19 protein-coding genes are annotated in these 21,423 nt (G+C 67.1%); 13 read left to right on the forward strand and 6 right to left on the reverse strand.

Annotated features, from left to right (window positions below):
* Window positions 1-11: 11 nt before the first annotated feature.
* Both AC1DYS_RS17275 and AC1DYS_RS17280 read right to left on the reverse strand, forming a co-directional pair.
* The gene (locus AC1DYS_RS17275; protein ID WP_477901297.1) at window positions 12-2,324 is read right to left on the reverse strand and encodes an ATP-dependent DNA helicase; all 2,313 of its coding nucleotides are present in this window, start codon (window positions 2,322-2,324) and stop codon (window positions 12-14) included.
* Between the two features lie 58 nt (window positions 2,325-2,382).
* Entirely contained in the window at window positions 2,383-2,571 is a 189-nt protein-coding gene (locus tag AC1DYS_RS17280) for a hypothetical protein (protein ID WP_477901299.1), read from the reverse strand.
* A gap of 101 nt (window positions 2,572-2,672) precedes the next feature.
* On the opposite strand from AC1DYS_RS17280, the gene ccmA reads away from it, so the two are divergent.
* The 8 genes from ccmA (at window position 2,673) to AC1DYS_RS17320 (ending at window position 9,838) form a co-directional block, all read left to right on the forward strand.
* The gene (gene ccmA / locus AC1DYS_RS17285; protein ID WP_477901301.1) at window positions 2,673-3,293 is read left to right on the forward strand and encodes a cytochrome c biogenesis heme-transporting ATPase CcmA; all 621 of its coding nucleotides are present in this window, start codon (window positions 2,673-2,675) and stop codon (window positions 3,291-3,293) included.
* Window positions 3,290-3,955, forward strand: coding sequence for a heme exporter protein CcmB (gene ccmB / locus AC1DYS_RS17290; protein ID WP_477901303.1), 666 nt, complete (start codon window positions 3,290-3,292; stop codon window positions 3,953-3,955). Before ccmA ends, ccmB begins: the two co-directional genes overlap by 4 nt.
* 67 nt (window positions 3,956-4,022) lie before the next feature.
* Window positions 4,023-4,778 carry a heme ABC transporter permease CcmC gene (gene ccmC / locus AC1DYS_RS17295; RefSeq protein WP_477901305.1) on the forward strand — a complete coding sequence of 252 codons (756 nt, stop codon included), beginning with the start codon at window positions 4,023-4,025 and terminating at the stop codon, window positions 4,776-4,778.
* Window positions 4,775-4,933 (forward strand): heme exporter protein CcmD, encoded by a 159-nt coding sequence (ccmD, locus tag AC1DYS_RS17300; protein ID WP_477901307.1) that lies wholly within the window; start codon window positions 4,775-4,777, stop codon window positions 4,931-4,933. The genes ccmC and ccmD overlap by 4 nt, the downstream gene beginning before the upstream one ends.
* Window positions 4,934-5,064: 131 nt before the next feature.
* Window positions 5,065-5,343 carry a hypothetical protein gene (locus AC1DYS_RS17305; RefSeq protein WP_477901309.1) on the forward strand — a complete coding sequence of 93 codons (279 nt, stop codon included), beginning with the start codon at window positions 5,065-5,067 and terminating at the stop codon, window positions 5,341-5,343.
* Window positions 5,340-6,965: a TonB-dependent receptor plug domain-containing protein gene (locus AC1DYS_RS17310; RefSeq protein ID WP_477901311.1), complete on the forward strand. Its 1,626-nt coding sequence runs from the start codon at window positions 5,340-5,342 to the stop codon at window positions 6,963-6,965. The genes AC1DYS_RS17305 and AC1DYS_RS17310 overlap by 4 nt, the downstream gene beginning before the upstream one ends.
* A 41-nt stretch (window positions 6,966-7,006) precedes the next feature.
* Entirely contained in the window at window positions 7,007-9,127 is a 2,121-nt protein-coding gene (locus AC1DYS_RS17315; RefSeq protein WP_477901313.1) for a TonB-dependent receptor, read from the forward strand.
* 72 nt (window positions 9,128-9,199) lie between these two features.
* Complete coding sequence (locus tag AC1DYS_RS17320; protein ID WP_477901315.1) at window positions 9,200-9,838, forward strand: glutathione S-transferase; 639 nt, start codon at window positions 9,200-9,202, stop codon at window positions 9,836-9,838.
* A gap of 27 nt (window positions 9,839-9,865) precedes the next feature.
* On the opposite strand, the gene AC1DYS_RS17325 is transcribed toward AC1DYS_RS17320, so the two are convergent.
* Window positions 9,866-10,132, reverse strand: a complete 267-nt coding sequence (locus AC1DYS_RS17325) for a hypothetical protein (protein ID WP_477901317.1) — start codon at window positions 10,130-10,132, stop codon at window positions 9,866-9,868.
* Window positions 10,133-10,608: 476 nt separating this feature from the next.
* On the opposite strand from AC1DYS_RS17325, the gene AC1DYS_RS17330 reads away from it, so the two are divergent.
* Window positions 10,609-12,633, forward strand: coding sequence for a putative bifunctional diguanylate cyclase/phosphodiesterase (locus AC1DYS_RS17330; protein ID WP_477901319.1), 2,025 nt, complete (start codon window positions 10,609-10,611; stop codon window positions 12,631-12,633).
* 24 nt (window positions 12,634-12,657) lie between these two features.
* On the opposite strand, the gene AC1DYS_RS17335 is transcribed toward AC1DYS_RS17330, so the two are convergent.
* The gene (locus tag AC1DYS_RS17335) at window positions 12,658-12,858 is read right to left on the reverse strand and encodes a hypothetical protein (protein ID WP_047494050.1); all 201 of its coding nucleotides are present in this window, start codon (window positions 12,856-12,858) and stop codon (window positions 12,658-12,660) included.
* A gap of 64 nt (window positions 12,859-12,922) precedes the next feature.
* The gene (locus AC1DYS_RS17340) at window positions 12,923-14,029 is read right to left on the reverse strand and encodes a DNA alkylation repair protein (RefSeq protein ID WP_477901321.1); all 1,107 of its coding nucleotides are present in this window, start codon (window positions 14,027-14,029) and stop codon (window positions 12,923-12,925) included.
* Window positions 14,030-14,183: 154 nt separating this feature from the next.
* Between AC1DYS_RS17340 and AC1DYS_RS17345 the strand changes: the two genes are divergently transcribed.
* The 4 genes from AC1DYS_RS17345 (at window position 14,184) to AC1DYS_RS17360 (ending at window position 19,997) form a co-directional block, all read left to right on the forward strand.
* Window positions 14,184-15,173, forward strand: a complete 990-nt coding sequence (locus tag AC1DYS_RS17345) for an ABC transporter substrate-binding protein (protein WP_477901323.1) — start codon at window positions 14,184-14,186, stop codon at window positions 15,171-15,173.
* Window positions 15,174-15,179: 6 nt separating this feature from the next.
* Window positions 15,180-17,522: a PAS domain-containing protein gene (locus AC1DYS_RS17350; protein WP_477901325.1), complete on the forward strand. Its 2,343-nt coding sequence runs from the start codon at window positions 15,180-15,182 to the stop codon at window positions 17,520-17,522.
* A 16-nt stretch (window positions 17,523-17,538) separates the two neighbouring features.
* Window positions 17,539-18,510, forward strand: coding sequence for an ABC transporter substrate-binding protein (locus AC1DYS_RS17355; RefSeq protein WP_477901327.1), 972 nt, complete (start codon window positions 17,539-17,541; stop codon window positions 18,508-18,510).
* Window positions 18,511-18,752: 242 nt separating this feature from the next.
* A complete protein-coding gene (locus AC1DYS_RS17360; protein ID WP_477901329.1) occupies window positions 18,753-19,997 on the forward strand; it encodes a hypothetical protein in 1,245 nt (414 codons plus the stop codon).
* A gap of 33 nt (window positions 19,998-20,030) precedes the next feature.
* Here the strand turns inward: AC1DYS_RS17360 and AC1DYS_RS17365 are convergent, their stop codons facing one another.
* On the reverse strand, window positions 20,031-21,095 hold the full coding sequence (locus tag AC1DYS_RS17365) for a PEP-CTERM sorting domain-containing protein (RefSeq protein WP_477901331.1): 1,065 nt from the start codon (window positions 21,093-21,095) through the stop codon (window positions 20,031-20,033).
* Between the last annotated feature and the right edge of the window lie 328 nt (window positions 21,096-21,423).

A 21,423-nucleotide genomic window follows, 5' to 3' on the forward strand; every position in this document is an offset into this window, starting at 1 on the left:
TGAGCAATCTGTTACACGTCGGAAGTGGCCGGTGTCTCGGTGCCAGTTGTCGTCGTTACCCGCCACCAGGCGGGCAACAGACGCCGCACCTTGCTGTGGGCGAAGCGGTCGTCCATCAGGCAGACCACCCCGCGATCGGCCGGCGTGCGGATCACCCGGCCGGCCGCCTGCACCACCTTCTGCAGGCCGGGGTACAGGTAGGCGTAGTCGTAGCCATGCGCGGTGCCGAAGCGCTCGCCCAGCCGCTGCTTCATCTGTTCGTTGACGGGGTTGAGCTGCGGCAGCCCGAGTGTGGCGATGAAGGCGCCGATCAGCCGCCGGCCCGGCAGGTCGATGCCCTCGGCGAACGAGCCGCCCAGCACCGCGAAGCCGATGCCCTGGCTGTCGGCGGTGAAGCGCGCGAGAAATTGCTCGCGCTCGGCCTCGTCCATGCGGCGCGACTGCTCCCACACCGGCACGCCGGGGGCCTGTTCGCGAAACAGCGCAACGGCCTTCTGTAGGTAGTCGTAGCTGCTGAAGAAGGCGAGGTAGTTGCCGGGCTGCGCCGCGTACTGCCGCGCCATCAAGCGGGCGATGGGGGCGAGCGAGGCGTCGCGGTGCTGGTAGCGCGTCGAGATGTGGCCGGCCAGCTGCACCTGGAGCTGGTCGGCCGTGAAGGGCGTGGGCACGTCGATCCAGGCGGTGTCGTCGGGCAGGCCCAGCGTGTCGGCGTAGAAGCGCTGCGGGCTCAGCGTGGCGGAAAACAGCGCCACCGAGCGGGCCGCTTCGAGGCGTGGTTTCAGGAAAGGTGCCGGCACCACGTTGCGCAGGCAGAGCAGGGCGCTGCGGCCCGCGAGGCTCACGTCGAAGAGCGAGTTCTCGTCGAACAGCTCCAGCACGCGCGAGAAATGCAAGGCATCGAAGTAGAAGCGCTGCAGCTCGGCGTCGACGGTTGTCGGGTGTTCGGCCAGGTGATCGGTGATCGCTGTGGCGGCCTTTTGCAGTGCGCTGCTGAACGCATCGGGCACGCCGGGGTGCACCTGGTACGGCTCGGTCTGCGCCGTAGCCAATGCATTCCAGGCGCGGTTCAGCTTGCTCAGGGGTGACTTGAGCGCGGCCGGTGCCGTCTTGCGCATGCGCTTGAATTCGGCCTGGTCGAGCTCGGCCGAATACATCTTGCGGGCACGGTCCACCAGGTTGTGCGCCTCGTCGACCAGCACGCTCACGCGCCACTGGTTCAGCTGCGTCAGGCTGTGCAGCAAGGCATTCAGGTCGAAGTAGTAGTTGTAGTCGCCGACGACCACGTCGCTCCAGCGCGCCAGCTCCTGGCTCAGGTAGTAGGGGCAGACCTGGTGCGCCAGCGCCACCTCGCGCAGCGCAGCCTTGTCGAGCGTGGCCTGTGTGAGCGCCGCCGCGCGGGCCGCCGGTAGCCGGTCGTAGAAGCCGCGCGCCAGCGGGCACGACTCGCCGTGGCAGGCCTTGTCGGGGTGCTCGCAGGCCTTGTCTCGCGCCACAAGCTCGAGCACGCGCAGCGTGGGCTGGCTGGCCTCGCGCAGCGTCGGCGCGCCGGCCTGGATGCGCTCGGCCGCGTCGAGCGCCAGGCGTCGGCCGGAACCCTTGGCGGTGAGGAAGAAGATCTTGTCCAGCGACTGGCCCGGTGCCGCCTTCAGCAGCGGGAACAGCGTGCCCACGGTCTTGCCGATGCCGGTGGGCGCCTGCGCCATCAGGCAACGACCGCGGCTGGCCGACTTGTAGACCGCCTCGGCGAGCTCGCGCTGCCCGGTGCGAAACGACTCGTGTGGAAACTTCAGCGCTGCCAGCGTCGCATCTCGCCTGTCGCGGTGCGCCAGCTCCTGCTCGGCGCACTGCAGGAAGCGTTCGCACTGCGTCTCGAAATGCTCTTGCAGCGCCTGCGCTGTGTGCGTTTCACTCAGCACCGTTTCGCGCTGGCTGGCGATGTCGAAGTAGACGAGCGCGATGCGCATCTCCGGCAACGCGAGTTTCTGGCACAGCAGCCAGCCGTAGACCTTGGCCTGCGCCCAGTGCAGCGCGCGGTGGTTGGCGGGCAGGGCGCTCAGGTCGCCGCGGAAGGTCTTCACTTCCTCCAGCAGGTTCTGCGCGCTGTCGTAGCCGTCGGCCCGACCGCGCACGCTGAGGTGCTTGTAATCGCCGGCGAGGCTCAGTTCCGACTCGTAGTGTGTGCCGCGCCGGCGAGCCGCCACCACGGCGTGGCCAGCCTGGCCTTCCTGCGCCGAAGGCGAGGGCGTGAATCGCAGGTCGAGGTCGCCCGCCTTCGCCGTGAACTCGCACAGCGCGCGGACGGCGACGACGTAGGGCCTGTTCACGCGAGAGACGCCAATGCGATGGTGTCGCCCGAGGCGCTGAACAGGCCTTGCGTCTCGCTCAAGGTGTCGGCGTCGCCCCTTGCGCGCGCAGTTTGTCGACGAGTCCTTGCGACTTCTCTAGTTCGAGGTAGACCGAGGCGAACAGGGTGCCCACGTCACTCAGCTTGGAGCGCGACACGCCGGGCGACGGGTTGGTGATGAGGGCGGCGGTGATGGTGGCGGCCGGGACCAGCAGGTCTTTGTTCATGGGGTACCTTGGGGGAGTGTGGGCCATGGTACTTCGCGCAGAGGCCGACCCTTCTGCGCTGACAGACAATGCGAGGCCTCGAAAGCCACCCCCGCACTGTGTTGACTCCTGATCTGCCCACACTTGCCGCCGTCGACCTGGCCTGCCGCCGCGGCGACCGCATTCTGTTCAAGGGTCTGCAGTTCGAGGCGAAACCCGGCCAGGTGGTCTGGCTGCGCGGGGCCAACGGCCGCGGCAAGACGAGCCTGCTGCGTCTGCTGGCCGGGCTGTCCACGCCCGAGGCCGGGCGGGTCGACTGGGCCGGTGGCGCACACCAGCTCGTCTACATCGCCCACGCCAATGCGCTGAAGGAAGACCTCACCGTGCGCGAGTCGCTGCGCTTTCTCGCGCGCCTGCATGGCCGCGACGACAGCACAGCCCGGCTCGACGCCGCGCTGGCCCTGTTCGGCATGGCCAGTCGCCGCGATGCGCCGGTGCGCACGCTGTCGCAAGGCCAGCGCCGCCGCGTCGCGCTCTCGCGGCTGGCGCTCGATGCAGCGCCGTCGCTGTGGATCCTCGACGAGCCTTTCGATTCGCTCGACGTCGAAGGCATCGCCACGCTCAATGGCCTGCTGACCCACCACACCGCGGCGGGTGGCAGCGTGGTGCTGACCAGTCATCAGGCACTGACATTGGTCGAGCCGCAGCCGCTGACCGTTCAACTCGACGAGGTGTCGTCATGACCGCCTTCACCGCGGTTCTTGCACGAGACCTGCGCCTCGCCGCGCGCCGGCGCATCGAAGCCTTGCTGCCGATCGCCTTCTTCAGCGTTGCGCTGAGCCTGTTCCCGCTCGGCGTTGGACCCGAGGCGCAGACGCTGCGGCAGATCGCGCCCGGCATCGTATGGGTCTGCGCGCTACTCGCCGCCATGCTGTCGGTGACCCAGCTCTACGCCGCCGACCATGCCGACGGCTCGCTCGAGCAGATGCTGCTCTGCGGCGAATCGGCGGTGCTGATCGCCGCGGCCAAGGCGCTGGCGCACTGGCTGCTCACCGGCTTGCCGCTAATCCTGGTCGCGCCGTTCTTCGGCCTGCTGTTCGACATGCAGGGCGATGCCATCGCAGCACTCACGTTCGGGCTGTTGCTGGGCACGCCCATCCTGAGCCTGCTGGGTGGCGTCGGCGCCGCCCTCACGCTCGGCCTGCGCAGTGGTGGCGTGCTGCTGATCCTGCTCATCCTGCCGCTGTGCGTTCCCGCGCTGATCTTCGGTGCCGGTGCCGTGAGCGCGGTCGTCTCGGGCATCTCGCCGCAGGGCCACTATTCGCTGCTCGGGGCGCTGCTCATCGTGACGGCCTTGCTCGCACCGTGGGCCACGGCAGCGGCCTTGCGCATCTCCACCGAGTGACGGCTTGACCTCGCACCGAACGTCTTGATACTGACCACCCATCCGGCGCCCACACACTGACACCCCCATGAGCTCCTCACCCACACGCCTGTTCACCTTTGCGGCACCGTCCCGCTTCTATGGGTTGGCCGGGGCGTTGACGCCCTGGTTCTGGGTCGCAGCGATCGCGCTCAGCGCCGCAGGCCTGTACATCGGCTTCTTCGTCGCGCCGACCGATGCCACGCAAGGCGAGGCCTATCGCATCATCTTCATCCATGTGCCTGCGGCCTGGGTGTCGATGGTGCTGTACATGGCCATGGCCTTCTGGGCCGGCATCGGCTGGGCCTTCAAGGCGCGGCTCGCATCAATGGTGGCGCGTGCCATTGCACCGACCGGCGCCATGTTCACCTTCGTCGCGCTGTGGAGCGGTGCGTTCTGGGGCAAGCCGACCTGGGGCACCTGGTGGGTGTGGGACGCGCGGCTCACCTCGTACCTGATCCTGCTGTTTCTCTACCTCGGCTACATCGCGCTGGTCGAGGCCATCGACGACACGCGCCGCGCCGACAACGCCGGCGCACTGGTCGCCCTCGTCGGCGCGATCAACGTGCCCATCATCTATTTCTCGGTGAAGTGGTGGAACACGCTGCACCAGGGCGCCACCATCAGCGCGACCGCCGCGCCCAAGATGGCGAGCACCATGCTCACCGCCATGCTGCTGATGACGCTGGCCTGCTGGGCGTATGCCTTTGCCGTCGTGCTGACACGAACGCGGGCGATCATCCTTGAGCGTGAGCGGCACACCGATTGGGTCGCCACACTGGCCCGGGGAGGGAGCAAACAATGAACTGGAACAGCGCCGCCGAGTTTTTCGCGATGGGCGGCTACGGCCTCTACGTTTGGGGTTCGTATGCGGTGGCCGCTGCGTGCATGCTGATCGAGCCCGTGCTCGTGGTGCGGCGCCGCCGCAGCGCCCTGCGCGCCGCCGTGGCGGCGGAATGACGGGCCGCCAGCGGTCGGTCACCCTGTCACTCTGCCTCTTGCTCGCCGCGGCCGCGCATGCGCAGCCCGCGGCCGAGCCGCCGCCTGCTGCAGCCAGTGCGGCCAGTGCAGCCAGCTAGGCTGAGGGCGGCGTGCTGGCACCGGTGGTTGTCACCGGGCGCCGCGAGGCCAACACGGTCAGCCGCAGCGTGCTCACCGGCGATGAGCTGCGCACCGTGCCGGGCACCGGCGGCGACCCGATGAAAGTGCTGCACAGCCTGCCCGGTGTCACCGTGGCCGACGACAGCAGCAGTGCGCCGGCCGTGCGCGGCTCGCGCCCCGACGACAACGCCTACTACATCGACTACCTGCCCGTGGGCTACCTCTTCCACGTGGGCGGCCTGGTGAGCGTGGTGCACAGCGACCGGTGAGCCAGTTCGAGCTCTACAGCGCGGCCTTCGGCCCCGAGTACAGCGACGCCATCGGCGCCGTGCTCGACGTGACCCTGCGCAACCCGCGCACCGACCGCCTTGGCGGCACGCTCAACGTGAGCCTGCTCGGTGCCGACTTCCTGGTCGAAGGGCCGGTGAACGACAAGCAGTCGTTCTACTTCGCGGTCAAGCGCAGCTACCTCGACCTGCTGATCGACACCGTCGAAGACGAAGATTCGGGCGTGATCATCACCGTGCCCCGGTACAGCGACTACCAGGGCAAGTACCTCTGGAAGCTGAGCGACGCACATCAGCTGAGCTTTCACGCCACCGGCGCGTCCGACCACCTCGACTTCAAGATCCCGCTCACCGCCGGCCTGGCCCAACAGGAGCCCGTTCTCGCCGGAGACAGCGCCTTCGACACCTCGTACGCCACCCAGGCCGTGGTGTGGGACGCCGACTTCGGCCGCGGCATGAGCAACAAGCTCGCGCTCGGCCACACGCTCGACACCAACGACAGCGCCGTCGGCCGCGCCGCCCGCGTCGCGGCGCGTTCGCACACGGCCTTCGTGCGCGAGCAGTTCAAGTTCAAGCCAGGCGCCGACCACGAGGCCTCGGTGGGCGGCTCGCTGCAGTCCATCAAGCTCGACTACGACATCGACGTGCAGGACGCACATTGCACCGAGTTCGACCCGCGGTGCGACTACACCAGCGCCGACCGCAAGCATGTGACAGGCGGCATCGACGCGAACGTGACCAACCTCTACGCCAAGAACCGTTGGCAGGCGACGCCCGACTGGGCCTTCACCACCGGTGTTCACTACACGCACGACGGCTACCTCAAGCGCCACTACACCGAGCCGCGCCTCGGCGTCGAATGGAAGTGGTCGGCCGACACCGTCGTCAGTGCCGGCTGGGGTCGCCACAACCAGTTTCCTGCCGGCGACCAGGTGATCGGCGGCATCGGCAACCCCAGCCTGTGGCACCTGCGCGCCACGCACAGCGTGCTCGGCGTGTTGCAGCAATTCGGTGAAGGGTGGTCGTGGCGTGTGGAGGCCTACCAGAAGAAGTTCAGCGACTTCGTGGTCGCCGACCCGGTGCTCAACTACGCCAACGGCGCGAGCGGTGAATCGCGCGGGCTCGAGCTGCTGCTGAAGAAAGAGGCCACGTCGAAGTTGTCGGGCTGGTTCTCGCTGAGCCTCTCGCGTGCCCGCCGCCAGAACGACCGCGCCGGCGAAGCATTTCCGTTCGACTTCGACCAGCCGGTGATCGCGAGCCTGGTGGCGCAGTACAAGCTGTCCGACCGCTGGCTGCTCGGCAGCCGCTGGAGCTACCACACCGGCTCGCCCGACACGCCCATCGTCGACGCAGACAGCTACCCCGACGGCCGCCCGCGTCCCATCTACGGCGGCCTCAACTCGGAGCGCCTGCCGGCTTACCACCGGCTCGACGTGCGCGGCGACTTCATCCTCTCGCCCAGGTACCGGTTCTACGCCGAGGTGATCAACGCCTATGCGCGCAAGAACGTCTCAGGCTACAGCTACAGCGCCGATTACTCGTCGCGCAAGCCGGTGACGCAGCTGCCGTTGCTCGTCTCGTTTGGGGTGATGGTCGGGTTCTGACGGTCTGCATCCACGGTCACCCTGGCTGCGTAAGAGCGCAAATGAAAAGTCCCGTCACAGCAGCGCATCGCGCGCTGGCGCTCACCGCGTTCCTGGCCTGCGGCGCCACGTCGCTGCAGGCGCAGCAGAGCCCAACCCCCTCGGCTGACGCGCCGACCGTTGTCGCGGCCCGGCTCGACACGGTCGAGGTCACCGGCCGCCATTACGACAACGCCGTGGGTACCACCGACGCCGCGTCGCAAGGTGTGATCCGCGCCGAGGTGTTGAAGAGCCGCCCGACACTGCGTCCGGGCGAGGTGCTCGAGTTCGTGCCCGGCCTCATCGTCACGCAGCACTCGGGCGACGGCAAGGCCAACCAGTATTTCCTGCGCGGCTTCAACCTCGACCACGGCACCGACTTCGCGACCAGCGTCAACGGCTTGCCGGTCAACATGCCGACGCACGGCCACGGCCAGGGCTATTCGGACCTCAACTTCCTGATCCCCGAGCTGGTCGACCGCATCGAATACCGCAAGGGTCCGTACTTCGCGAAGAACGGCGACTTCGCTTCTGCCGGCTCGGCCGACATCGTCTATCGCAACACGCTGGCCGCACCCTTCGGCGCGCTGGCGCTTGGCGGGAACGGATTTCGACGCGGCGTGTTCGGCGGTTCGGGCGAGGTGGCCGAAGGCACGCAGCTGCTCGGTGCCGTCGAGCTGCAGCGCAACGACGGCCCGTGGACGGTGCCCGAAGGCCTGCGCAAGTCGAATGCCGCTGTCACCTTGAGCGGCGGCACCGCAGCGCGAGGCTGGAGCGCGAGCGTGATGGGCTACGACGCGCACTGGACGTCGACCGACCAAGTGCCTGAGCGTCTCATCAAAGCCGGCAGCTACAACGGCCAGCCCTTCGATCGCTTCGATTCGCTGGACCCGACCGACGGTGGCGATACCCGCCGCAGCAGCCTGTCGGGCGAATGGCACGACCAGTCCGGTGCAGGCAGCACGCGCGTGGCCGCCTATGCGATCGACTACAGCCTCAAGCTGTTTTCCAATTTCACCTATGAGCTCGAGCGAGGCGCTCAAGGCGACCAGTTCTCGCAGCAAGACAAGCGGCAGGTCTTCGGCCTCAGCGCGAGCCATGCCATCGACCACCGCATCGGCGACCTGGCGGCACGCAGCGAGTTCGGCGTGCAGCTGCGGCACGACCGCATCCGCGTCGGCCTGTTCGACACGGTGGCGCGCGAGGTGGTCGGCACCACGCGCGACGACAAAGTGCGCGAAACGATGCTCGGCATCTACGGCCAGACCGCTGTGGAGTTGACGCCATCGCTGCGCAGCGTTGTCGGCCTGCGCGCCGACAACGTGCGCTTCGATATGAACAGCCTGTCGGAGCCCGCCAACTCGGGCCGGGCCAGCGGCAACATGCTGTCGCCCAAGCTCTCGCTCATCTTCGGCCCGTGGGCGAAGACCGAGTTCTTCTTCAACGCCGGCCGTGGCTTCCACAGCAACGATGCGCGCGGTACCACGGCCACCCTCGACCCCAAGACCGGCGACCCGGTGGACAAGGTGCCCGGCCTCGTGGCCTCACGCGGGTTCGAGGTCGGCGCACGTACCGAGTGGATTCCCGGCCTGCAAAGCTCGCTCGCGCTGTGGAAGCTCGACTTCAACTCCGAGCTGGCCTATGTGGGCGATGCCGGTGCCACCGAAGCCAACCGCCCCAGCACGCGCCGCGGTGTGGAGTGGAACAACCGCTGGATTCCGTTGCGCTGGCTGCTGGTCGATGCCGACCTGGCCTGGACGCATGCACGCTTCTCCGATGACAACGTGGCGGGCAACCGCATCCCCAACGCCGTCGACAAGGTCGGCTCGGTCGCCGTGACGGCGCGCGACCTCGGCCCCTGGTCGGCCAGCCTGCAGTGGCGCTATCTCGGCTCGGGTGCGCTGATCGAAGACAACAGCGTTCGCTCGAACGCGTCGCTCACCACCAACCTGCGCGTGAGCCGCAAGCTCTGGCGCGACGCAGAGTTGACGCTGGACGTGTTCAACCTGTTCGACCGCGAGGTCAACGACATCGAGTACTACTACGAGTCGCAGCTCGCCGGTGAATCGGCGCCGGTCGCCGACCGCCACGTGCACCCGGCCGAACCACGCACGGTTCGGCTCACGCTGAAGGTCGGCTTCTGAGCTTGCCGCGGGTCACGGCCGCGAAGATACTGCCCGGCGCACCGTCCACTTGTTGCCTCATCCGGAGTTCCCATGCAATTGATCGGCATGCTCGATTCACCCTATGTCCGCCGCGTGGCGGTTTCCTTGCAGCTGCTCGGCCTGCGGTTCGAGCACCAGCCGGTCTCGGTGTTCAGCACCTTCGCGCAGTTTCAGAGAATCAACCCCGTGGTCAAGGCGCCGTCTCTGGTGTGCGACGACGGCGTCGTGCTGATGGACTCGACGCTGATCCTGCAATACGCCGAGGCGATGGCAGCACCGCGCGCGAGCCTCATGCCGCGCGGCATGGCGGAGCTGAAGCGCTCGCTGCGCATCACCGGCCTGGCACTGGCCGCTTGCGAGAAGAGCGTGCAGATCGTTTACGAACATGAGCTGCGGCCTTCTGAAAAACTGCACCAGCCCTGGGTGAGCCGCGTCACCGGGCAGCTGCTCGCCGCCTATGGCGCGCTCGAGGCCGAACTCACGCACCAGCCGCTCGTGGCAAGCCGCGCAGGCATCGACCAGGCCGGCGTGAGCACCGCCATCGCCTGGCATTTCACGCAGCAGATGCTGCCGCAGGTGGTGGTCGCGGCGAACTACCCGGCCTTGCAGGCGTTCTCACGCCAGGCCGAAGCGCTGCCTGAGTTTGTGGCTGCGCCACACGGCACGGGCACGTATCGGCACGCAGGCTGATCGCGACCGGCCCACAAGAGGAGCGGCCTATCTGCCGCTGTTCTTGTGGTCGTCGGGCTTCGGGAACAGCTCGTCGAACAGATCGTCGGGAACCGTGTTGGGGTTGTCGTCGATATCGACGCCATTCAGCAGGTCGTAGGACGAACCCACCCAGTTGCCCGGAGACCCCTCCGGCAGGTCTTTCTTCGGCCGTTCAGGGGGTGCGTTGGGGTCGACCCATTCGCCCATCGGCGCGCGCTCCGTCATGCGCCAGACGAGGCGTTTGGGTTTTGCGTGCGTGGGCTGTCGTGCCATCGCTGCGGTGTGGTCGATAGGGTGCGGTGCTGCTGGAAATCAGGGGTCCGGTTCAATCTAGTCGGCATCGCGCCCGAGGTAAATCCCCAGCTTCCCATGACCCGATTCAGCTCGGGGATTTGCAAATCCTCCCGATCGAACAATGGGCATGAGGACATGGGCGGCACGCGCTCATCGTGTCCGCATAAACCCTTGCAAACGGACACGTCGGTAGTCTCGGCGCCACGTTTGCCCACTGATGGGGCGCTGTTGCGGCCTGCTTGATCGTGACTTAATCGAGCAGCGCGAAGCACTGCTGCCCTGAAGCGCTACTACGTCACGAACGGGTTTTGCCTCGCTCACTATCATCGTTTGTCTGGCAGATTTGTCGCTCTCAACAACCGGCAACGCTGACAACTGGCACCCGCTTCTCCCAAGCGCTGGTGGCCTCAAGAAAAGAACAAAGGGCAACGATGGTGCTGACGGCAGCGTGCTTCATGGCGACGACCGCTCTCTACCTGGTGGCCAGTGAAATCGGCGGCCGGGCGCCGCGCGTTTCCCGCTCCTCCTTTGCCCGCCTGCTGTCGATGGCTGCGGTGCTGCTCATGGCCTATGGGCTGTGGTGGCCTGCACAGGCGTCTCAAGTCGACCCGACCTTCGGCACCAGCCTCGGCGTGCACGCGCTGCTGTCGTGGTTGGCTTGCCTCGCGCTGCCGGCCTTCGGCTGGCTGGCTGCCAACCGCATCGCCAAGCGCGCCTACTTCCAGGCGCTGCAGGCCGTCGCTGCCACGCTGGTTGGCGCCTATGTGCTGGCCATGGTGCAGATGCCCGGGCTCTTTCGCGTGGCGACGATCGACGGCCAGCTGGCCATCGGCTTGTCGGTCATGCTGCTTGGCACGGCTGCCATCACGGCGCACATGAACCTCGCCAACGCAGCACGCTTGCGCGTGCTGCGGGTCTTCTCCGCCCTGACTGTTGCCGGCGTCGGGGTGTTCGCAACCCTGGCGGCCAGTTCCGGGTCCACCACCATGCGCTGGTCGGACCTGATCGACCTGGCCATGGTCTTCGCGCTCACGTGGACGCTCATGGCCATCATGCGGGCCAAGGTGCGCGCGGCCAAGCCGGTGGCCCTGGCGACCCCGGCCGCCACTATCGACAGTCTCACCAGCCTGCCCACGCGGCTTTTCTTCGAAGAGCGCATGCGCGCGGAAGCCAAGCGCAGCGATGCACGCGGCGCGCCATTCGCCGTGCTCTTCATCGACCTCGACGGCTTCAAGCCCGTCAACGACACCTTCGGCCACAACTGCGGCGACCAGGTGCTCAGGCTGGTCGGCAAGCGCCTGGCGTGGCTGACGCGCAAGGCCTACCAAGCCGCGCGCGTCGGTGGCGACGAATTCCTGCTGCTGGTGCCCAACGCCTCGTCACCCGAGATGGCCGAGAAGGTCGCGCAGAGCGTGATCGACACGCTGGGCAAGCCCTACAAGGTCGAAGGCCGCGAGATCAACATCGCCTGCTCCATCGGCATCGCCCTCCACGAGGGTGGCAGCAGCCCGGTCGACAAGCTCATCGCCCGCGCCGACGTGGCCATGTACGCCGCCAAGCGCGCTGGTGGTTCACGCCATTGCTTCTATGCGCCCGACATGGACATGGACGCGGAGCAGAACTTCGACCTCGTTCGCGACCTGCGTAAAGCCGTCGCGAAGAACGAACTCGAGCTGCACTTCCAACCCAAGATGGATGCCGTCACCGGCAAGGTCACTGCCGTCGAAGCGTTGCTGCGTTGGCAGCACCCCGAGCTCGGTCTGATCTTGCCCGACCGCTTCATTCCACTCGCTGAGCGCAATGGCCTCATGGGTCCGCTGGGCAACTGGGTCATCGAAGCGGCCTGCGTGCAGGCGCGCCTGTGGCGCGACAAGGGGCTGCGCATGCGCGTGGCGATCAATCTCTCCGCCCACCAGATGCGGCAGGACGACCTCTCCGATCGCATTGCCGATGCGCTCAAGCGGCACCGCATCCACCCTTCGCTGCTGACTTGCGAGATCACCGAAACCGCGACGATGGAAGACACCGGCAAGACGCAGGAGACCTTCCGCCGCCTCGGCGTGCTGGGCGCCCACCTGTCGATCGACGACTTCGGCACCGGCTACTCCAGCCTGGCGTACCTGCGCAAGCTGCCCGCCAAGGAGCTGAAGATCGACCGCAGCTTCGTGATGGACCTGGAGCACAGCGCCGATGCGCGCGCCGTGATCGACGCGGTGCTGAAGCTCGCCCACGCGCTCGGCCTCAAGGTCGTGGCCGAGGGCGTCGAGAACCAGCGCCAGCAGCAGATCCTCACGGCGCTCGGCTGTGACGAGTTGCAGGGTTTCCTGTTCGCCAAGCCGATGACGGCCCGCGCACTGTTGCTGTGGGCGATGGCCGAAGGCGACCCGACGGCATCGTTCAACGCGTCGCTCTTCGGCAGCACCCGCGAGGCCAGCCGCAACACCGCGGCCACGAGTTTCCAGGCGACTCTCGAGGAGTAGCCGGCCGCCGAGCGGCCAGCGCGCTTATTCGCCCGGCTGCACCACCTGCGTGATGTCCGCATCCACGCCCATCAGCACACTGGCCAGTGACAGCGCGCGCCACAGGTGCGGCGGCATGTCGAGAATGCCCTGCGGCGTGCGCGCCTCGGCGATCCATGTCCGGATGTTCGTGTGCTGCTCGGGGGTCAGCAGGTGACGGCTCAACATCTCGTTCAGTGTCTGCATGGCGGCCTCGTCGGTTTGGTCAATCGGGGGGTCGGTGCCTGAACGTAGCAGATATCGCGCCCGCTCACGTGCTCAGGGTGAAAGCCGTGCGGCCGCGGGGCTGGCCGTTGACGAACACCTCCACCTCGTGCCGGCCGGCGTAGTGCACGCGCGTCGTGAAGTTCTTGATCGACTGGCTGCGCGAGAGCTGTTCCACCGCGTGCGGCGCGAGCGTGAAGGTCTTCAGCTTGAACACCTTGACCGCCGTGCCGCCCGACTTCTTCACGTAGTGGATGCCGTAGTCGACCACCAGCCGCTGGCTCTTCGCCGAGGTGGAATGCAGCGCCACCGACAAGGCGATGCTCTCGCCCAGGTGGATGGCCTTCGGTGAAACCTTCAGCCCTTTCAGCTCGACCTCGGCCGCCTCGCCCGCACCCATCACTGCCAGTGCGCGCCGGTCGCCCTTCTTGACCAGACTGCGCAGCGCGTGCTTTGCAATCCACGCGGTGCCCGGGCTGTCGAGCGACCAGCCCTCGATGCGTTCGAGCGCCCACTCGGGGTTGTCCTTGGTGATGTCGTTCAGGCTGTTCGCCACCGACCGGCGCACGTAGAGGCTGGGGTCGTCCTTCAGGTTCTCGAGGATGGGTGCCAGCGGGCTCGGGTCGGCCATCAGCGGCTTGATCTGGAACGACCACGGCAGGCGCGGCCGGCTGCCTTCGCTGGCGAGGCGGCGCACGTGCTCGTTCTTGTCGGTCGACCAGCGCTTCATCACCGCCAGCGTGCCTTCCAGGTCGCGCTGCAGGAAGTGGCGCACCGCGTACTCCGACGAGCCGAAGCGGGTGAAGAACTTCAGCGCCTCCATCGAGGCTGGCACGTCGTCGGCCCCATACAAGGCGGCGTACTCCGGCAGCGCCATCGTCACGAAACCGTGGTTCAGCCGGGGCGCCAGCTCGCGCAGCACGCCCAGCGCCTGGCGGTAGTCGGTGGGCAGCGTGGCGTGAAAGCCCTCGGCCACCCGGCGCAATCGCTGCATGATCGACAGCGAATCGAGGTCTGCCAGCACCAGCGCCAGGAAGCGCTTGGTGTCGAAGCCGGGGAACACGGCGGCCGTTTCTGCCGCGATGTGGCGCATGCGCCGAGCGTCGAAGATTTCCTTCAGGGCGGGTGTGGCGTCGCTCTCTGCGTCCGGCATGCAAGTCTCCGTGGCGAAGGTGTGGCGAGCATGATGCCGGCAAAAATACCGCGCCGATCAAGCCGCGAAACCGGCCGCTTTTCCGCCCATTCCGGGCCGTGCTCCCGAGAGATGCTCCCGGGTGCGACCCTCTCGGTAGGGTCGAGGAGCCATTTTGTCCACATCGTTCGTCCGCCAGGCCTTGCAACACCTGAGCATGGCGCTGCTCATCAGCCTGCCCACGACGGTGCTCGCAGCCGAGGGCCTGCGGCTGGCCGTGTCGAAGTCACCTCAGTCCCTGCCCATCTTCGTGGCGCTAGACCAGGGCTTCTTCACCGAGCAAGGGATCGACGTGCAGGTGATCGACTGCGTCGGCGGCGTCAGCTGCATGCGCGAGCTGCTCGACGGCCGGGCCGACGCGGCCACCGCATCGGAAATGGCGGTCGCCTTCGGCGCCTTCCATCGCAATGACTACGCCATCGTCTCCACCATCGCCACCAGCAGCAGCAACCTGAAGCTCGTCGCCGGCGCGCGAGCAGGCGCCCTGGCCACGCCACGCGACTGGGCCGGCAAGCGCGTCGGCACGTCCCTCGGCTCGGCGGGGCATTATTTTCTCGAGCTTCACCTGCTGGCGATCAACGTCGACCCGCGCGGGCTCACCATCGTCGACATCGCACCCGACAAATCAGTGAGTGCGCTGCAAAGCGGCCAAGTCGATGCCGTCGCCGTCTGGGAGCCCTTCGGCTACCTCGCTGCCAAGGCGCCCGGCTCCACGGGCAGGGTGCTGCCGCGTGCCAGCGCCTATGTGCAGACCTTCAACCTGGTGGCGGCGCGGCGCCTGTTCGGTGCGCGCGATGAGGCCCTGGCCCGCCTGTTGCGCGCCGTGGAGCGTGGCGAGCAATTCATTCAAGACAGGCCCGAAGAAGCCAAGGCTATCCTGCGCAAGCGATTGGCGCTGGACGAAGGCTTCGTCACTTGGTTCTGGCCCACGACCAGCTTCCGGCTGGGCCTCGACCCGGCGTTGGTGCGCACCATGGAAAGCGAAGCCCGCTGGGCCATGCGCGAGGGCCAGGTGCCCGCCAAGGCCAGCCCGAATTTCATGGGCTTTCTGCACACCGTGCCGCTGATGAACGCCAAGCCTTCGGCCGTGAGCGTCGGCCGGTAACCAGCCATGCGGATCCGCAGCCTCTTGCTCGCAGCCATCGTGGCGGCCGCCCTGCTGGGCACGCTGGCCGCGGGCGTGGTGGCGATGGCGGCCAGCCTTGAGAACGCGGCGGCCGAGACGCAGTCTCGTGCGCAGAACGTGTCGCATGAAGTGACGGGCCTGCTGACGCTGACGCAGGAGTACGCGCGCTATCTCGAGCCCCGCGCTGCCGAGCAATGGCATCTGCGGCATGCCTCCATCGCCAAGGCGCTGCTGCTCGACGACGGCACGAGCCAGGGCAACAGCGCCGTGGTCGGCCTGCGCGACCTCGCGCGCGACCTGCCGGAGCTGTTCTCGCGCCTGCAAGACATCCCCAAGACCAACGAGCCGTTCGACGTGCGCCGCCGCGAAGCCTTGCTCGACCAGCTGCTCACCAGCACGCAGGCGATGAGCGACTACGCCGACCAGTGGTTCCAGGACGTTGCGGTGGCGCGCCACCGTGCGCAGGAGCGCTTTCAGATCGTCGCCCTCGCCGCGCCGGTGGTCATGCTGCTGATGTTCATGCTGCTGACGTGGGTGGTGCGCCGGCGCTTGCTGCTGCCCGTGCAGCGGCTGGCCGAGGCCGCTGCGCTGGTCGGCAAAGGCCAACTGGGCCACCGCATCGGCAACGACACGCCCGACGAACTCGGCGAGCTCGCGCGCCGCTTCGACGCGATGACCGCAGCCGTGAGCGCCAGCCGTGACCAGGCCGCCCACGCCGCCAAGCGCCTGCGCGCCGTGACCGACAACCTGCCGACCTTCATTGCTTACATCGACACTGGCGGACGCTTCCGCTTCGCCAACGACCAATATCGGCGCCTGCCCGGCGTGGACCCGGCCGCGCTCATCGGCAAGACGGTGAAGGAAGGCCTCGGCGACGAGGCCTATGCCGTGATCGGCCCCCACCTGGCTGCCACGCTCGCCGGCGAGCGGCAGCAGTTCGAACGCACGAGTCTGGTGGACGGCAAGCCCGCGTGGCTGCTGTCCGAGTACCTGCCCGACATCGATGAAAACGGCCAGGTGATCGGCCTGTACGCGATGACGGTCGACGTCACCGTGCACCGCGAGGCCAGTGCGCGTGTGCGAGACAGCGAGACGCGCCTGCGCGCCATCACCGACAACATCCCGGCGCTGATCGGCCACTTCGACCGCGACGAGCGCTGCCTCTTCGCCAACACCACCGTGCGCAAGGTCACCGGCCTGGTGGGCGCCGACTTGTCGGGTCACACACTGCGCTCCGGCATCAGCGAGGAAATTTATGCATTGCATGAGCCGCACGTGCAGGCGGCGCTGCGAGGCGAGCGGCGCAGCTTCGAGTGGCACATGGTTCGCAAGGGGCGCGATGCGTACTTCATCGCCAACATCGTTCCCGACAGCAGCGCCGACGGCTCGGTCTGCGGCTTCTATGTAATGAGCTTCGACGTGACCGACGTGCGCCAGGCTGAGGTCTCACGCGCGCGCAGTGAGCAGCGCCTCCGCCAGATCACCGACAACCTGCCGGTGCTCATCTCCTACATCGATAACCAGATGCGCCTTGGTTTCGCCAACGGCACCTTCAAGTCTTGGTTGGGCGTCGACACCGAAGGGATGATCGGCCGGCCATTGCGCGATGTGGTCGGTGCCGAGGCCTTCGAAGCACGCCGGCAGAAACTCGAACGGGCGCTGCAGGGCGAACGGGTGGAATTCGAAGGCGAAGTCACCGGCCAGGGCGTCACACGGGCCACGCAGACTGCGTACATCCCCGATCGCGACGCCTCGGGCGCGGTGCAAGGCGTCTACGCGCTCACCAGCGACGTGAGCTCGCTCAAGCGCGTGGAGCAGCAGCTGCAGGCGCTCGCGCGGTTCGACACGCTGACCGGCCTGCCCAACCGTCTGCACTACAACGAGAAGCTGCCCGAAGCCCTGGCCCGCTGCGTGCGGAATGGCTGCGGCGTGGCGTTGATGTTCCTGGACATCGACCACTTCAAGGCCATCAACGACTCGCTGGGCCACGCCGCCGGCGACGCGGTGCTGAAAGAGTTTGCCAAGCGCCTGCAGAAGTCGGTGCGCGGCACCGACACCGTGGCGCGCCTCGCGGGCGACGAGTTCGTCGTCATCCTCGAAGGGCTGCACGATGCAAACGTGGTCACGCTCATCGCAGACAAGATCATTGCCGAGATGAACGCGCCCTTCGTCGTCGACCAGCAGATCCTCAAGGTGACGACCAGCGTCGGTATCTCGCACCACGATGCGAGCGAGGGCGACATCACGCCCGGTGCGTTGCTCGAGCGAGCCGACAAGGCGCTCTACGAAGCCAAGAGCGCTGGCCGCAACGTGCACCGGATGGCCTGATCTCCGACACTGACCCATGCGCCGCATCCTCTCCACTGCACTGCTCCTGTCGGCCAGCTGGCTGCACATGGTGCCGGCCATCGCGCACGAGCTCAGGCTCGCGGTGTCGGCCGGGCCGGTGTCCCTGCCGGTCTATGTGGCCGAGGCCAAGGGGTACTTCAAGAGCGAAGGCGCCGACGTGAAGATGCTCGACTGCCGAAGCGGCCGGCAGTGCGTGGAAATGCTGCAGCAAGGCCAGGCCGACGTCGCCACCGCCGCCGAACTGCTGGTGAGCCTGAACGGCCTGGCCAAGGCCGATCTCTCCATCGTTGCCACGCTCAGCAATTCGCACCAGATGCGTGTGATCGCGCGCCGCAGTGCCGGTGTGTCGCAAGCGCAAGACCTGAAGGGCAAGCGCATCGGCACCGTGGCCGGCACTTCGGCCGAGTACTACCTCGACACGTGGCTGCTGTTCCAGGGAGTCGATCGCGCGGGTGTCACGCTCGTGCCTCTGCCGGCTGAGCGGATCGCCGCGGCGATGCAGAGCCGTGAAGTCGATGCCGTCGCCATCTGGGAACCCATCGCTTCCACCGTGGCCGATGCGTTGAAAGACGATCTGGCCACCATGCCCACACCGCGTGTCTACACCCAGCACTTCGCTCTGGTGACCGGCCGGCGCAAGGCGGCTGCGATGGATGCCGAGATCGTCAAGCTGCTGCGCGCCCTGGCGCGCGCCAGCCAGCTCATCGCCAAGGAGCCTGCAGCTGCAAGGCAAATTCTTGCCACGCAATTGCACATCTCAGATGCGCAAGCCGCCAGCCACCTCGCAGCGCATGACTATTCGCTGAACCTCGACCAGTCGCTCGTCAGCACGATGGAAAGCCAGGCCCGCTGGGCTCTGCGCACCGGCCAGGTGGAGAAGGGCGGCAGCGCCGTCAACCTGCTGCGGGCCATCGACCCCAGCCTGCTCAAGATCGCCGTGCCTGGCGCCGTGACCTTGGTGCAATGAACCGACGGTCGGTCGATCTGCCGGCACGTTGTCGCGCGCCCTTCAACAATTGAAACCAGCAGCCACGCACCGGCAGCCGCAGTGAAACGCGCGCTGCCGACACTGCGCGATGGGTCAAGCCGCTGCACTGCGCAACGGTTCACCCGTCGACAAGGATGCGCATGAGCTTCATGGTGTGGGCCCTGGCCACTGGGCCGTTTCGACAAGGCATTGCTAGCGGCGGGAAAGCACGCCAATCCGTGGTGAGCACATCGACGCTACGTTTCGCGCTGCTTGCTCTGCTCACGGCGCTGCTTGTCTCGCTGTTGGCCGGCTGCAGCGGCAACCCGCCGCTGCAGAACGCCACGCTGGCCCATGGCCCGTTCGAGATCGTGGCGAAAGGCCGGCGCATCTCGAGTGGTGGCTTCCCCAACAACAGCGGCAACCCCTTCAGCACCGTCGAGGTCACCTCGTTCTCTGTGCGCTGGAAGGGCAAGGACGTGATGGTGCCCGGCGTCGGTGACCGCTTCTGGCGCGTGCTGCGTCTGGCCGATGCACCGAAACCCGCGCTGCTGGTCGGCATGACCGACTTCCACCTCGTCTACGAAGACCAGGGCCAGCTCGTCGTCAAAGACTTCGGCGACACCGGCGGCATGGCCGAGGTGCAATGGCTCGACGCCGAGCAAGGGCAGCCCGGCGAGACCACGATGTACGGCCTGGAGAAGGCCTCGATCGACGAGGGCACCGATCTGCGCGGCGGCCGCTGGCTGCGCTTGAGCAACGCCACCGTGCTCGACGTGCACACGCTCACCGGCTATTCCGTTCAGCCGTGGGTCACGCCCGGCCAGGCACTCTCCGGCCTCAGCGCCGGCAAGGATGCGAAGGCCCACGCTTTCTCGCCGGGCCACACGCAGTACGTCACCACTGCGACCGATTACGCGAGGACGGGCAGCACCGAACGCTACGAGGCCTTGCTGCTGGTCGACATTCCCACCGGTCAGGCCTATGGKCTCAAGGTCGATCACCAGCACATGCGCTACGTCGACACGCAAGACATCACGCCCTTGTGGGTCGCGCACTACTTTCAATGGACGCGTGATGCCAAGGGAGCCGAGCGCCTCGTGCCGCGAACGAACGTGAAGCCGGTGGCATGGAAGGGCCGCTACAGCCGATTCAGCAGCGGCACCGAGTACCGCGTGGCGCCGGTTGGCACGGCCATGGACCGCGAGTTCCAGCGTTTTCTCATCGAACGCATGGATGCGAAGCTCGCACCCGACTGGCTCGATCCGCTTCACGACCAGCGCCGCACCTACACCTTGCCCGGTTGCGACCACGTGCTGGCCGTCAGCGCATCCGACATCGAGACCCGGCACGAAGTCGGCCTCTACGTGCCCACGCCCAAGCAGCCACCGTGGGTGCGCTGCCAGGACACGATCCGCCGCATCGGCGAAGCCTTCGACGCCGAGCTCGCGACGGGTCGCCTCGACAAGCTCTTCGTGTCGCCGTGAGCTTGCGATGAGCCGCCTTGTCGACTGCCTTCCTTACGACGCAGCTCCGCCACGCAGGCGCCGACGTGCGGCCGCGCCGAACACGGCCAGTCCGGCGCCCATCAGCGCGAGGCTGGCCGGTTCTGGTATCGCCGGAATCGACAGCACGAAGCCCTTGCCTGAGTTGTACTGCGCGTTGTAGGCCGAGCCCACGATCCAGCCGTGGTCGTTGATGGCCGTCGCGGACACCAGGCGCCAGCCCGCGTCTCGGTCGGCCTGGCCGAGAAAGCTGTTGAGATCGATTGACTGACCGCCGTGCCACAGCATGGCGGTCATCGGATCACCAAACGTTTGGTCGTATACGGTACCAACCACCCAATTGCGGTTGTTCACGCCGAAAGCGACCGAGTCAATGCCGCCGAGAAAGGTGCGCTGCGTGCCATCCCACAGCGCCGCGCGCCGGTCCACGGTACCGACGACGAGGCCGCGATCGTTCAGGTTGTAGGCACTGCCCCTGCCGAGGTCGATGACGTTGCCGTTCTTCTGCCAGAGCGCGGCATGCGTCTGGCCGGCCACCTCACTTGTGCCAGCCACCGCACCAGCCTCGTTGATCGCACGGGCCTCGCTGGAGCCGCCGAGCGTGCCGAGAGCGTGGCCGCCTGTCGAGTCCCACAGCATGGCTTGCCCGCCAAAGGAACCCACCGCGGCACCGGAGTCATTCAACCCCCAGGCGGTAGACGGTATGACCTCGCCAGCAAGCAGGGTGGGGCGCGTGGTGCTGCTGTTCCACAGCGCGGCGCGCGAGGTGTCCTCGCCTGCAACCTGCCCGCGGTTATTGATGGCGTTGGCGAAAGTGGCGATGTAGCAGCAGTCCCCGTAGGACGGCAGGTAGGTCCCCCCCACCGGAGATCGGGAGGCGTCCCAGATCACGGCAGCGGGGAAATGGGACTCGCCCACCGTGCCCGCAATCTGGCCGTGGTTGTTGATGTCCGTGGGCGTCCAGAAGCGGTTGCCCTCGGTGGGCAGGTAGCGGAGCGTGTAGTTCTGTGCGACGGCCGTACCGGCCGCGAGCGCGAAGGTCAGCCCGAGGACGATGCCGCGAAATAGAGTCAGCTGCATGGTGTTGCTCCGGTTGTCGTGGATGTGTCTGCGTCGTGCCCGCCGGCGGCGTGTACCGCGCCAGCGTTGGCTATGGAATGACCGGCGTCGCCGTCCGCACGCAGAGGCGGCGGCGTCGCGAAGTGATCGGTCTGAGCGCGTGCCGCGAAGGGGCTGGCAAGAAGTGCAGCAAAAGCGGCCAAAGCGACAAGAATTGCCGCAACGCTAGGTACCGACGTCTTGACCATGCACACCTCCCGAAAGGATGGACATGCGCGAGTCAGAGCGGTGTCGCGGTACTGCTTGTCGAGCAAAGCGATGGCCTGCGCAGCGGACTGGAGGCAATCGG

Source organism: Rhizobacter sp. P2_G4, assembly GCF_056403575.1.